The organism is Streptomyces pactum (assembly GCF_016031615.1).
Taxonomy (GTDB): Bacteria; Actinomycetota; Actinomycetes; order Streptomycetales; family Streptomycetaceae; genus Streptomyces; species Streptomyces pactus.
On sequence record NZ_JACYXC010000001.1, the window covers coordinates 6,458,883 to 6,471,686 of the forward strand.

Annotated in this window: 11 protein-coding genes and 1 pseudogene; 11 read left to right on the forward strand and 1 reads right to left on the reverse strand. The window is 73.5% G+C overall.

Annotated features, from left to right (window positions below; all coding sequences use genetic code 11):
- Positions 1–7: 7 nt before the first annotated feature.
- The 3 genes and pseudogenes from hisS to IHE55_RS25550 all read left to right on the forward strand — a co-directional run bounded on the left by hisS (position 8) and on the right by IHE55_RS25550 (position 3,711).
- Positions 8–1,270 (forward strand): histidine--tRNA ligase, encoded by a 1,263-nt coding sequence (hisS, locus tag IHE55_RS25540; protein ID WP_197991173.1) that lies wholly within the window; start codon positions 8–10, stop codon positions 1,268–1,270.
- 350 nt (positions 1,271–1,620) lie between these two features.
- Positions 1,621–2,277 (forward strand): vitamin K epoxide reductase family protein, encoded by a 657-nt coding sequence (locus IHE55_RS25545; RefSeq protein WP_197991174.1) that lies wholly within the window; start codon positions 1,621–1,623, stop codon positions 2,275–2,277.
- Positions 2,278–2,338: 61 nt separating this feature from the next.
- Positions 2,339–3,711: pseudogene (locus IHE55_RS25550) on the forward strand (replication-associated recombination protein A).
- Between the two features lie 192 nt (positions 3,712–3,903).
- On the opposite strand, the gene IHE55_RS25555 reads toward IHE55_RS25550, so the two are convergent.
- Positions 3,904–4,746: a DUF2470 domain-containing protein gene (locus tag IHE55_RS25555; RefSeq protein WP_197991175.1), complete on the reverse strand. Its 843-nt coding sequence runs from the start codon at positions 4,744–4,746 to the stop codon at positions 3,904–3,906.
- Between the two features lie 56 nt (positions 4,747–4,802).
- Between IHE55_RS25555 and rpsD the strand changes: the two genes are divergently transcribed.
- From rpsD to IHE55_RS25590, 8 genes are all read left to right on the forward strand, one after another.
- Positions 4,803–5,414 carry a 30S ribosomal protein S4 gene (rpsD, locus tag IHE55_RS25560; RefSeq protein ID WP_197991176.1) on the forward strand — a complete coding sequence of 204 codons (612 nt, stop codon included), beginning with the start codon at positions 4,803–4,805 and terminating at the stop codon, positions 5,412–5,414.
- A 373-nt stretch (positions 5,415–5,787) separates the two neighbouring features.
- On the forward strand, positions 5,788–6,258 hold the full coding sequence (locus IHE55_RS25565; RefSeq protein ID WP_197991177.1) for a DUF948 domain-containing protein: 471 nt from the start codon (positions 5,788–5,790) through the stop codon (positions 6,256–6,258).
- A 9-nt stretch (positions 6,259–6,267) separates the two neighbouring features.
- The gene (locus IHE55_RS25570) at positions 6,268–6,600 is read left to right on the forward strand and encodes a DUF6167 family protein (RefSeq protein ID WP_232265697.1); all 333 of its coding nucleotides are present in this window, start codon (positions 6,268–6,270) and stop codon (positions 6,598–6,600) included.
- A complete protein-coding gene (alaS, locus tag IHE55_RS25575; protein ID WP_197991178.1) occupies positions 6,600–9,269 on the forward strand; it encodes an alanine--tRNA ligase in 2,670 nt (889 codons plus the stop codon). The genes IHE55_RS25570 and alaS overlap by 1 nt, the downstream gene beginning before the upstream one ends.
- The gene (gene ruvX / locus IHE55_RS25580; RefSeq protein ID WP_197991179.1) at positions 9,266–9,736 is read left to right on the forward strand and encodes a Holliday junction resolvase RuvX; all 471 of its coding nucleotides are present in this window, start codon (positions 9,266–9,268) and stop codon (positions 9,734–9,736) included. The genes alaS and ruvX overlap by 4 nt, the downstream gene beginning before the upstream one ends.
- A 99-nt stretch (positions 9,737–9,835) precedes the next feature.
- Positions 9,836–10,489 (forward strand): chromosomal replication initiator protein DnaA, encoded by a 654-nt coding sequence (locus IHE55_RS31750; RefSeq protein WP_232266966.1) that lies wholly within the window; start codon positions 9,836–9,838, stop codon positions 10,487–10,489.
- Positions 10,490–10,751: 262 nt separating this feature from the next.
- Positions 10,752–11,795 (forward strand): endolytic transglycosylase MltG, encoded by a 1,044-nt coding sequence (mltG, locus tag IHE55_RS31755; RefSeq protein WP_307826819.1) that lies wholly within the window; start codon positions 10,752–10,754, stop codon positions 11,793–11,795.
- Entirely contained in the window at positions 11,795–12,631 is an 837-nt protein-coding gene (locus IHE55_RS25590; protein WP_197991181.1) for a shikimate dehydrogenase, read from the forward strand. The genes mltG and IHE55_RS25590 overlap by 1 nt, the downstream gene beginning before the upstream one ends.
- The last annotated feature ends 173 nt before the right edge of the window (positions 12,632–12,804 follow it).

Sequence of the window (12,804 nt, forward strand, 5' to 3'; positions counted from 1 at the left end):
AACTTCCGTGAGTACCTTCCAGGCCCCCAAGGGCACCTACGACCTGCTGCCGCCCGATTCCGCCACCTTCCTGGCGGTTCGCGAGGCCATCGCCGCGCCGCTGAAGCGCTCCGGGTACGGCTACGTCGAGACCCCCGGTTTCGAGAACGTCGAGCTGTTCGCCCGCGGTGTCGGTGAGTCCACCGACATCGTCACCAAGGAGATGTACACCCTCACCACCAAGGGCGGCGACGAGCTGGCGCTGCGCCCGGAGGGCACCGCCTCGGTGCTCCGCGCGGCGCTGGAGGCCAATCTGCACAAGGCCGGCAACCTGCCGGTCAAGCTCTGGTACTCCGGCTCCTACTACCGCTACGAGCGCCCGCAGAAGGGCCGCTACCGCCACTTCTCGCAGGTCGGCGCGGAGGCCATCGGGGCCGAGGACCCGGCGCTGGACGCCGAGCTGATCATCCTGGCGGCGGACGCGTACCGCTCGCTGGGCCTGCGGAACTTCCGGCTGCTGCTGAACTCGCTGGGCGACCAGCGGTGCCGGCCGGCCTACCGCGCGGCGCTCCAGGAGTTCCTGCGCGGCCTGGACCTGGACGAGGACACCCGGCGCCGGATCGAGATCAACCCGCTGCGGGTGCTGGACGACAAGCGGGAGTCGGTGCAGAAGCAGCTCACCGGCGCGCCGCTGCTCCGCGACCACCTGTGCGAGGAGTGCACCGCCTACCACGGCCAGGTGCGCGAGCTGCTGACCGCGGCCGGCGTCGCCTTCGAGGACGACCCCAAGCTGGTGCGCGGCCTGGACTACTACACCCGCACCACGTTCGAGTTCGTCCACGACGGCCTGGGCTCGCAGTCCGCGGTCGGCGGCGGCGGGCGGTACGACGGCCTGTCGGAGATGATCGGCGGCCCCGCGCTGCCGTCGGTGGGCTGGGCGCTGGGCGTGGACCGGACCGTGCTGGCGCTGGCCGCCGAGGGCATCGAGCTGGACCTGCCGGCCGCCACCAGCGTGTACGCGGTGCCGCTCGGCGAGGAGGCCCGCCGGGTGCTCTTCGGCCAGGTCACCGCGTTGCGGCGGGCCGGGATCGCCACCGACTTCGCGTTCGGCGGCCGCGGCCTGAAGGGCGCGATGAAGGGTGCCAACCGCTCCGGCGCCCGGTTCGCCGTGATCGCCGGCGAGCGGGACCTGGCCGAGGGCGTGGTGCAGCTGAAGGACCTGGAGTCCGGGGAGCAGGGCCCGGTGCCCCTCGCCGACCTGGTCACCGAGGTGCGCACCCGGCTGGGCTGACCCCGCCGGGCGGCCCCCGGCCGGCGCCGGGGCCGCGGGCCGCCCGCCCCGGCGGCCCGCCCGCCGGGCACCGGCCGTCAACTCCGTGGCCGTCCGCTCACCCGCGGGACACGCAGAGCGCGGCGACCGCGACCGGGCCGGCGTCGGCACGCCAACTCGCCCCCGCCGCCGGGCCGGACGGCACCGCCCGGCCCTTATGTCCACCGAACGCCCGGCCGGGCACCATGACGCATGGCCGCCGAGGGGCGGCCGTGCGGCCCCGCCGTGGGGCACAATGACCGTGCCCGGCAGGGCTACGGCTAACGGACGTGCGGCTCCGCCGCCTGGCTGCGGGAGCGACGGAACGGGATATGGCGACGACACTGGTGGACGGCGTGGACACGGACCAGGCACAGGGCGGCGCGCCGCGTGCGGTCGGGAGCGGGCGCGCGATGGCGCTGCTGCTCGTGATCACCGGTGCGCTCGGACTGCTGGCGTCCTGGGTCATCACCCTCGACAAGAACAAGATCCTCGAATATGCGGCCGAGGACAAGATCTTCACCCCCGGCTGCAGCCTCAACCCGGTCGTCTCCTGCGGCAACATCATGGAGAGCGACCAGGCGGAGGCGTTCGGCTTCCCCAACCCGATGCTGGGGCTGGTCGCCTACGGCATCGTGATCTGCGTGGGGGTGTCGCTGCTGGCCGGCGCCCGGTTCCCGCGCTGGTACTGGCTCACCTTCAACGCCGGCTGCCTGTTCGGCGTGGCGTTCTGCACCTGGCTGCAGTACCAGTCGCTGTACGTCATCGGTTCGCTGTGCCTGTGGTGCTGCCTCGCCTGGGCCGCCACGATCGTGATGTTCTGCTACGTGACCGGCTACAACCTCAAGCACGGATACCTGCCGGCGCCGGACGGCCTCAAGCGCGGGCTGCTGGAGTTCCACTGGGTGGTGCCGGTGCTGTGGCTGGCCACCATCGGCATGCTGATCCTCACCAGGTGGTGGGACTTCTGGACCGGCGGCCAGGCCTGACCCCGGCCGGGCCCGGCGGCGGCCCGGCGGCACCGTCGGTGCCGTGACATAGGCTTCCCACGTGGAGCCAGATCTGTTCACCGCCGCCGCCGAGGCCCGCCAGGAGAAGGACCCGGCGGGCAGCCCGCTCGCCGTCCGGATGCGTCCGCGCACCCTCGACGAGGTCGTCGGCCAGAGCCACCTGCTGCGGCCCGGATCGCCGCTGCGACGGCTCGTGCAGAGGTCCGAGGGCCCGGCCGGGCCGTCCTCGGTGATCCTGTGGGGACCGCCGGGCATCGGCAAGACGACCCTGGCCTACGTGGTCAGCCGGGCCACCGACAAGCGCTTCGTGGAGCTGTCGGCGATCACCGCCGGGGTCAAGGAGGTGCGCGCGGTCATCGACGGCGCCCGCCGCTCCTCGGGGGCGTACGGCCGCGACACCGTGCTGTTCCTCGACGAGATCCACCGGTTCAGCAAGGCGCAGCAGGACTCCCTGCTGCCCGCCGTGGAGAACCGCTGGGTCACCCTCATAGCGGCCACCACCGAGAACCCGTACTTCTCGGTGATCTCGCCGCTGCTCTCCCGCTCCCTGCTGCTCACCCTGGAGCCGCTCACCGACGACGACCTGCGCGGACTGCTGCGCCGGGCGCTGACCGAGGAGCGCGGGCTGGGCGGCGCGGTGACGCTGCCCGAGGACGCCGAGACCCATCTGCTGCGGATCGCGGGCGGGGACGCCCGCCGGGCGCTGACCGCCCTGGAGGCGGGGGGCGGGGGGCGGCGCTGGCCAAGGGGGAGGCGGAGATCACGCTCGCCACCCTGGAGGAGGCCGTCGACCGGGCCGCGGTGAAGTACGACCGCGCCGGCGACCAGCACTACGACGTGGCGAGCGCGCTCATCAAGTCGATCCGCGGCTCCGACGTGGACGCCGCCCTGCACTACCTGGCGCGGATGATCGAGGCGGGGGAGGACCCCCGGTTCATCGCCCGCCGGCTGATGATCTCGGCGAGCGAGGACATCGGGCTGGCCGATCCCACCGCGCTGCCCACCGCGGTGGCCGCGGCGCAGGCGGTGGCGCTCATCGGGTTCCCGGAGGCGGCGCTCACCCTCAGCCACGCCACCATCGCGCTCGCCCTGGCCCCGAAGTCCAACTCCGCGACCACCGCCATCGGCGCGGCGCTGGAGGACGTCCGCAAGGGGCTCGCCGGACCGGTGCCCGCGCACCTGCGGGACGGCCACTACCAGGGCGCGAAGAAGCTCGGCCACGCCCAGGGCTACCTCTACCCGCACGACCTGCCCGGCGGCATCGCGGCCCAGCAGTACGCGCCCGACGCGCTGCACGGCAAGCGGTACTACGAGCCCACCCGGTACGGCGCGGAGGCCCGCTACGCGGAGGTGGTGGAGCGGGTCCGGCGGCGGCTGCGCGGTGACCGGCCGGACCAGGGCGAGACCCCGTAGGGCGATCGGGGCGGGACGCGGCGGCGCGCGACGCCGACGACCCCGGTGCGAGAGCGGCGAGGCGGTGCCCGGGGGCGCCGGCCGCCCCGCGGCAGCGGTCCGGAGGCTGCCCCGCGGGTATCCGACCGGCCGCGCGGGCCGGGCGGCGGGCGGCGCCGGTCCCGGGCGGCCGGCACCGGGCCCGCGGGGGTGTCACTCCGCGGCGGTGGTGAACAGCGCCCGCATCGCCCGCCGCAGCCCGGTGACGTCCCGGACCGGCTCGGGGAAGTCGAAGCGGGCGTCGAAGGGCGGCAGTCCGGAACCGGCGAACCGCACCCGCAGCCCGAAGCGGTCCAGGGCCAGCGGAACCGCCGTACCGGTGCCGCAGGCCCGCTCGCCCAGCAGCCGGCACAGCGAGCGGACCTGGTCGCCGTGGGCGGCGTGCAGGTGCTGGAGCAGTTCCGCCTCGTGCGGGGCGAGCGGGTCGGGGCGGGCCGCGGCGAACTCGTCCGGCTCCACCTGCCCGGCGCCCCACAGATCGTCCACGCACGCCTCGCCGACCTCCAGCCGCAGCAGGGACCGGGCCGGGACCGGCACGTCCGGCCCGTCCGTCGGCAGGTGTCCCGCCGGGTGCTGCCCGGCGAGCAGGGCGTGCGCCGCCTCGTCCCCCGGCGGCACGGGCGTCACCCAGCCGGCGATCTCCGCACGGGCGCGGATGCGGTGCGGTACCGTAACCGGCGCGACGTCAGTGATTTCCATCACACAGGGCAGTTCGTCGTCCTGGGCGTGGGCCGCGGCCCGGGCCACCACGGAGCGGCCGAACACCAGCAAAATCAGGTCCCCTTGGGGCGTGACGGCGCGTGCCAGGGGTTCGAGGTCGACACGATCGCCCTCGCCCCCGATTCCGGGAATCGTCAGGGACGCCGTAGCCTTGGAGTCCACGAGAGTACGTACACGCTCCGCCGCTGTGGGCCGCGGGGCGTCTTCCACGGGACGCGGCTGACCCTTCGCAGCGCTCTGACCAGGGCTGGGCAGGGGGATCCCAGGTCGAATCATGCGTTACTCCTCGGATAAGGTAAGGCTCACCTAACTTACATGGAGGTTCGTTCCACGTGAACCAGTCGCGTCCCAAGGTCAAGAAGTCGCGTGCGCTCGGCATCGCGCTGACCCCCAAGGCCGTCAAGTACTTCGAGGCCCGCCCCTACCCGCCGGGTGAGCACGGCCGTGGCCGCAAGCAGAACAGTGACTACAAGGTCCGTCTGCTGGAGAAGCAGCGTCTGCGTGCGCAGTACGACATCAGCGAGCGCCAGATGGCGCGTGCCTACGACCGCGCTCGGAAGGTCGAAGGCAAGACCGGCGAGGCGCTGATCATCGAGCTTGAGCGCCGTCTGGACGCGCTCGTCCTGCGGTCGGGGATCGCCCGCACGATCTACCAGGCCCGCCAGATGGTCGTCCACGGCCACATCGAGGTCAACGGCCGCAAGGTCGACAAGCCGTCCTTCCGCGTCCGTCCCGACGACGTGGTGATGGTCCGCGAGCGCAGCCGCGAGAAGCACCCCTTCCAGGTCGCCCGCGAGGGTGGCTACGCCCTCGACGGCGAGACCCCGCGCTACCTGCAGGTCAACCTCAAGGCCCTGGCGTTCCGCCTGGACCGCGACCCGCAGCGCAAGGAGATCCCGGTGATCTGCGACGAGCAGCTCGTCGTCGAGTACTACGCCCGCTGATCCGGCGGCCGGTACTCCTCCGCGCACCCGGCCCGCGTGCCGCCCGCCGACTCCCGTCGGCGCGGCGGCCGCGGGCCGTCGCCGTTCCGGGACCACCGGGCGCCCGGCCCGCCGCCGTCCCGCACGCCCCTCCCGGCGCCCGGGACCTCGTGTCCCCTCCCGGCGCCCGGGCGCTCCGGCGGGCCCTTTCCGGGCCCCGGCATGCCGGCACCGCGGCCTCCCGGCGGCCGGATCCGGCGGCCGTCGCGCGGCACACGGAACGTGCCGGGGGGCGAACGCGCCGTACACTGCGGACCGGCCGCCGCGGCCCGCGCCGCCCCCCATATCCGTTACGGGGGTCCGGCACCGGCGCGATAAGGTCGATACCTGCCAGATGACAACCTGCAAGGAGCGGTGCAACGTGTCCGGTGGAGAGGTGGCCGGGATTCTCGTGGCCGTCTTCTGGGCGATCCTGGTGTCGTTCCTCGCGCTCGCGCTGGTGCGGCTCGCGCAGACGCTCAAGGCGGCCACCAAGCTGGTGGCGGACGTGACCGAACAGGCCGTGCCGCTGCTCGGCGAGGCGTCCGCGACCGTCCGCTCCGCCAACACCCAGCTGGCCCGGGTGGACTCGATCACCGCGGACGTCCAGGAGGTCACCGCGAACGCCTCGGCGCTCTCCTCGACCGTCTCCTCCGCCTTCGGCGGGCCGCTGGTCAAGGTCGCCGCCTTCGGGTACGGGGTGCGCCGGGCGATCGGCCGGAAGTCGGCCGGGTCCGAGCAGCGCCCGGAGCGTACCGTGATCGTCGGCAAGACCCTGCCGTCCGCCCGCCGGGGTGGCCGCCGCAACCGTGGATCGAAGGGCTGAGGGGCCGTTATGTTCCGCCGCACGTTCTGGTTCAGCACCGGCGTCGCAGCCGGCGTGTGGGCCACCACCAAGGTCAACCGCAAGCTCAACCAGCTCACGCCGGAGAGCCTGGCGGCGCAGGCCGCCGACCGGGCGGTGCTGGCGGGCCGGCGGGTCAAGCTCTTCGCGCTCGACGTGCGTGAGGGCATGGCCGACCGCGAGGCGGCGCTCCGCGATGCACTGGGCCTGACCGCCGCGCCCGGCACCCGGGACGACCGGGAGCTCACCGCGCGGCCGGGCGCCCACCCGCTCGAACCCCCGTACACCGTCAACAACCGCACCACCGGGAAAGAGGACCACTGATGGAGTCGGCTGAAATCCGCCGCCGCTGGCTGCGCTTCTTCGAGGAGCGCGGGCACACCGTCGTGCCGTCGGCGTCGCTCATCGCGGACGACCCGACGCTGCTGCTGGTCCCCGCGGGCATGGTCCCCTTCAAGCCCTACTTCCTCGGCGAGGTCAAGCCGCCGTTCGACCGCGCCACCAGCGTGCAGAAGTGCGTCCGCACCCCGGACATCGAGGAGGTCGGCAAGACCACCCGGCACGGCACCTTCTTCCAGATGTGCGGCAACTTCTCCTTCGGCGACTACTTCAAGGAAGGCGCCATCAAGCTCGCCTGGGAGCTGCTGACCACCCCGGTGGCCGACGGCGGCTACGGGCTGGAGCCCGAGCGGCTGTGGATCACCGTCTACCAGGAGGACGACGAGGCCGAGCGCATCTGGCGCGACGTGATCGGCGTGCCCGCCGAGCGCATCCAGCGCCTCGGCATGGGCCCCAACTTCTGGTCCATGGGCGTGCCCGGCCCGTGCGGCCCCTGCTCGGAGATCAACTACGACCGCGGTCCGGAATTCGGCGTGGAGGGCGGCCCGGCCGTCAACGACGAGCGCTACGTGGAGATCTGGAACCTGGTCTTCATGCAGTACGAGCGCGGCGAGGGCTCGGGCAAGGAGGACTTCCCGATCCTCGGTGACCTGCCGAGCAAGAACATCGACACCGGCCTCGGCCTGGAACGCCTCGCCATGATCCTGCAGGGCGTGCGGAACATGTACGAGACCGACACCCTGCGCGTGGTGATGGACACCGCCACCGAGCTCACCGGCGTCCGCTACGGCGCCGACGACGCCTCGGACGTCTCGCTCCGCGTGGTCGCCGACCACCTGCGCACCTCGGTGATGCTCATCGGCGACGGCGTCACCCCCGGCAACGAGGGCCGCGGCTACGTGCTGCGCCGCATCATGCGCCGGGCCATCCGCAACATGCGGCTGCTGGGCGCCACCGAGCCGGTCATCGGCCGGCTGGTCGACACGGTCATCGGCACCATGGGGGAGCAGTACCCGGAGCTGATCACCGACCGCAAGCGCATCGAGACGGTCGCGCTCGCCGAGGAGGCCGCCTTCCTCAAGACCCTCAAGGCCGGCACCAACATCCTCGACACCGCCGTCACCGAGACCAAGGCCGCCGGCGGCACCGTCCTCCCGGGCGACAAGGCGTTCCTGCTCCACGACACCTGGGGCTTCCCGATCGACCTCACCCTGGAGATGGCCTCCGAGCAGGGCCTGTCCGTGGACGAGGAGGGCTTCCGCCGCCTGATGAAGGAGCAGCGGGAGCGCGCCAAGGCCGACGCCCAGGCGAAGAAGACCGGCCACGCCGACCTGACGGCGTACCGGGAGATCGCCGACACCGCCGGCGCCACCGACTTCACCGGCTACACCACCACCGAGAGCGAGTCCACCGTGGTGGGCCTGCTGGTGGACGGCGTGCCGTCCCCCGCGGCCTCCGAGGGCGACGAGGTCGAGGTCATCCTCGACCGCACTCCCTTCTACGCCGAGGGCGGCGGCCAGATCGGTGACTCCGGCCGGATCCGGCTGGACTCCGGTGCCGTCATCGAGGTGCGTGACGTCCAGAAGCCGGTGCCCGGCGTGCACGTGCACAAGGGCACCGTCCAGGTCGGCGAGGTCACCGTGGGCGCCGCCGCCTACGCGGCCATCGACGTGCGCCGCCGGCGCGCCATCGCCCGCGCCCACAGCGCCACCCACCTGACCCACCAGGCGCTGCGCGACGCCCTGGGCCCGACCGCCGCCCAGGCCGGTTCGGAGAACCAGCCCGGCCGCTTCCGCTTCGACTTCGGCTCCCCGAGCGCCGTGCCCACCACGGTCCTCACCGACGTCGAGCAGAAGATCAACGAGGTGCTCGCCCGCGAGCTGGACGTCCAGGCCGAGGTGATGAGCCTGGACGAGGCGAAGAAGCAGGGCGCCATCGCCGAGTTCGGCGAGAAGTACGGCGAGCGGGTGCGGGTCGTCACCATCGGCGACTTCTCCAAGGAGCTGTGCGGCGGCACCCATGTGCACAACACCGCCCAGCTGGGCCTGGTGAAGCTGCTCGGCGAGTCGTCGATCGGTTCCGGCGTGCGCCGGATCGAGGCCCTGGTGGGCGTGGACGCGTACAACTTCCTGGCCCGCGAGGCCACCGTGGTCTCCCAGCTGACCGGCCTGCTCAAGGGCCGGTCCGAGGAGCTGCCGGAGCGGGTCGCCGGGATGCTCGCCAAGCTCAAGGACGCCGAGAAGGAGATCGAGAAGTTCCGCGCGGAGAAGGTGCTCGCCGCCGCCGCCGGGCTCGCCGAGAGCGCCCGTGACGTCCACGGGGTGGCCCTGGTGACCGGCCAGGTGCCCGACGGCACCGGCGCCGACGACCTGCGCAAGCTGGTGCTGGACGTGCGGGGCCGCATCCAGGGCGGCCGGCCCGCCGTGGTGGCCCTGTTCACCACCGCCAACGGACGCCCGCTGACCGTCATCGCCACCAACGAGGCGGCCCGCGAGCGGGGCCTGAAGGCCGGTGACCTGGTCCGTACCGCCGCCAAGACCCTCGGCGGCGGAGGCGGCGGCAAGCCGGACGTCGCCCAGGGCGGTGGCCAGAACCCGCAGGCCGTCGGCGAGGCCATCGAGGCCGTCGAACGACTCGTGGCCGAGCGGGCATGAGCCTGCGACGCGGCAGACGCATCGCGGTCGATGTCGGGGACGCCCGGATCGGGGTCGCCTCGTGCGACCCCGACGGGATCCTCGCCACGCCGGTGGAGACCGTGCCGGGACGCGACGTCCCGGCCGCCCACCGGCGCCTGGCGGCGATCGTCGAGGAGTACGAGCCCATCGAGGTGGTGGTCGGGCTGCCCCGTTCGCTCAGCGGACGGGAGGGCCCGGCCGCGGCCAAGGTGCGCGCCTTCGCCCGGACGCTGGCCCAGCGGGTCGCGCCGGTGCCGGTCCGGCTGGTGGACGAGCGGATGACCACGGTCACCGCCGCCCAGTCCATGCGGGCCTCCGGGGTGAGCGCCAAGAAGGGGCGGGCGTCGGTCGATCAGGCCGCCGCCGTGGTGATCCTGCAGAACGCGCTGGAGACCGAACGGGTGTCCGGCGAGCCTCCCGGCGAGGGCGTCGAAGTGGTCATCTGATCGCGATACGGTAACGTTCCGCGCGTCCAGGGCAGCCGCACGCCCCCGCGCCACCGGCGCACGCGACCCCGGCTGCCGTCACGCGGCACTAGGGGATCGATGACTGAGTATGGCCGGGGCCCCGGCTCCCAACCGTGGCCCCCCGAGGACCCGTCCTCCGCACCCGGCTACGGGCAGCAAGGACCCGGGGACCCGGGATGGGACGGACAGCGGCCCGGGGCCGGTCACGATCCGTACGCCGGGGCCGGCCACGATCCCTACGCGGGTGATCCGCTGGGTCCCTCCGGTCATCCGCAGGACCCCTACGGGGACCCGCACGCGGGTTCCTACCCCTCGCCGGAGTACTCCAACCATCCGGGGCAGGGGCACTGGGACGGGGCGCAGGCGGGCCACGGCCAGGACCCCTACGGGGCGGGCGCCCCGTACGGTGACGGCACGGCCGGCCAGGGGCAGACGCCCTACGACGACGGCACGGCCGGGACCGGGCCGTCGCACGGGCAGGCGCACTACGGCGGCTGGGACCCCGGGTACGGCGGGAGCGACCCCACCGACCCGTACCAGCAGCCGGTCGACCCGCACACCGGCGCCCAGCCGGACCACTACGCCACCGCGGACGCCTACCCGCCCCCCGGTCCCCCCCGGCGGCGGGCAGCCGGAGCCCCCACCACCCGGGCCACGGGTACCCTGGAACAGGGCGGGGGCCCAGGACCCGTACCAGGATCCGGACCACGAGGCAGGCCGCCCCGGCGGTGAGCCCGAGCCGGCGGGCGTCGCCACCGGTCACGACCGGGGCGCGGACCACGACGCGGCCCCGGGCCACGACCCGGCCGGCGGGACCGCCGGGGCACGGACCGCCCGCCGCTCCCTCCTCCCGGCGGACATCGAGGACACCGCGGACACCGAGGACGCCGAAGGCGACGAGGACGACGGTGCCGGTGACGGGCGGTCCGCGGGCGGGGGCCGGGACCGCCGGGGCAAGAAACGGCGCAACGGGCTGGCCTGCCTGGTCGTCGCCGTGGTGCTCACCGGCTTCGCCGGCGGCGTCGCCTACTTCGGCTACGACCTGTACCAGAGCCACTTCGGCTCCCCGCCGGACTACTCCGGGCAGGGCAGCGGCGAGGTCGCCGTCGAGATCCCGGACGGCGCCGGGGTCGCCGACATCGGCAACATCCTCAAGGGCCAGGGCGTGGTCAAGAGCACCGACGCCTTCATCGAGGCGGCCAACAGCCACCCCAAGGGGGGCAGCATCCAGCCCGGCGCCTACACCCTCCGCAAGGAGATGTCCGCCGAGGCCGCGGTGCGGATGATGACCGACCCGGCCAGCATGAACGCCCTGATCGTCACCGAGGGCATGCGCAACGTCCAGGTCTACGCCGCCATCGACAAGAAGATCGGCCTGCCCGCGGGCACCACCGCCGGGGTCGCCGAGCGGGAGGCGGACAACCTCGGACTGCCGGCGTGGGCCGAGCCCCACGCCCAGGTCAAGGATCCCCTGGAGGGCTTCCTCTACCCGGCCCGCTACAGCGTCGGCAAGGACGCCAAGCCCGAGGCCGTGCTCCGCGACATGGTCAGGCACGCCACCAAGGAGTACGCCGAGCACGACCTGGCCGGCAAGGCCGAGGAGCTGGGTCTGGACTCGCCGCTGGAACTGGTCACGGTGGCCAGCCTGGTGCAGGCCGAGGGCGTCACCTCGGACGACTTCCGCAAGATGTCCGAAGTCATCTACAACCGCCTCAAGCCGGATAATGTGGAGACGGTCGGCAAGCTCCAGTTCGACTCGACGTACAACTACGCCAAGAACCAGAGCAAGATCGACATCACGCTGGAAGAGATCAAGAACCTCGACCACCCCTACAACACCTACTACTACCGGGGACTGCCGCCGGGACCGATCGGGAACCCGGGCGCGGAGGCGCTGGAGGCGGCCCAGGAACCGACCCACGACGGCTGGTACTACTTCATCTCCCTGGACGGCAGGACCACGAAGTTCACCAAGACCTACGCCGAGCACGATCGGCTGGTCGACGAGTTCAACGAGCGTCGGCGGAAGAACGACTGATGACGTACACCCACCGGGCGGCGGTCCTCGGGTCACCGATCGCCCACTCCCTCTCGCCGGTGCTGCACCGCGCCGCCTACGCCGACCTCGGCCTGGCCGGGTGGACCTACCACCGGTTCGACGTGGACGAGCGCGCCCTGCCCGAGTTCGTCACCGGACTGGACCGCCGGGTCTGGGCCGGGCTGTCGCTGACCATGCCGCTCAAGCGGGCGGTCATCCCGCTGCTGGACGAGATCAGCGAGCCGGCGGCCGCGGTGGAGGCGGTCAACACCGTGGTCTTCACCGGGGACGGCCGGGCGCTCGGGGACAACACCGACATCCCCGGGATGACGGCGGCGCTCGCCGAGCACGGGGTGGAGAAGGCCGAGTGGGCCGCGGTGCTCGGGGCCGGTGCCACCGCGTCGTCCGCGCTCGCCGCGCTGGCCCGGATCTGCCCCGGCGAGGTCGGCGTCTACGTCCGCAACCCCGAGCGGGCCGCCGAGATGCGCCGCTGGGCCGACCGGCTGGGCATGGTGGTGCGCATCGCGGACTGGGCCGACGCGGCCGAGGCGCTGGACGCCCCGCTGGTGGTCGCCACCACCCCGGCGGGCGCCACCGACGCGCTCGCGGGGGCCGTCCCGGAGCACCCGGGGGCGCTCTTCGACGTGCTCTACGACCCCTGGCCGACCCCGCTGGCCGCCGCCTGGTCGGCGCGGGGCGGCACCGTGGTGGGCGGACTGGACCTCCTGGTCCACCAGGCGGTGCTCCAGGTCGAGCAGATGACCGGCCGCGCGCCGGCCCCGCTGGAGGCGATGCGCGCCGCGGGCGAGGCGGCGCTCGCCGCCCGGCACGGCTGACGGACGGCGTCCGGGACGGGAGCGGCCGGGCGGGGGGGCGAACCCTCGCCCGGCCGCTCCCGTCCTGCCACCCGGGGCCCGCGCCCGGCCGTCCCTCCTGCCGGACGCCCGGTCCACGTGCTGAGACCCTGTCCTGACCGCCGCGAACGGCATGGGAGGATCGGAGGCGGCGG

Bases quoted from the DNA above. Each gene is read 5' to 3' on its own strand.
- IHE55_RS25545 (WP_197991174.1), top strand. From the start codon at position 1,621: ATGGCGACGACACTGGTGGACGGCGTGGACACGGACCAGGCACAGGGC.
- IHE55_RS25555 (WP_197991175.1), bottom strand. From the start codon at position 4,746: ATGATTCGACCTGGGATCCCCCTGCCCAGCCCTGGTCAGAGCGCTGCG.
- IHE55_RS25565 (WP_197991177.1), top strand. From the start codon at position 5,788: ATGACAACCTGCAAGGAGCGGTGCAACGTGTCCGGTGGAGAGGTGGCC.
- IHE55_RS25570 (WP_232265697.1), top strand. From the start codon at position 6,268: ATGTTCCGCCGCACGTTCTGGTTCAGCACCGGCGTCGCAGCCGGCGTG.
- alaS (WP_197991178.1), top strand. From the start codon at position 6,600: ATGGAGTCGGCTGAAATCCGCCGCCGCTGGCTGCGCTTCTTCGAGGAG.
- ruvX (WP_197991179.1), top strand. From the start codon at position 9,266: ATGAGCCTGCGACGCGGCAGACGCATCGCGGTCGATGTCGGGGACGCC.
- IHE55_RS31750 (WP_232266966.1), top strand. From the start codon at position 9,836: ATGACTGAGTATGGCCGGGGCCCCGGCTCCCAACCGTGGCCCCCCGAG.
- IHE55_RS25590 (WP_197991181.1), top strand. From the start codon at position 11,795: ATGACGTACACCCACCGGGCGGCGGTCCTCGGGTCACCGATCGCCCAC.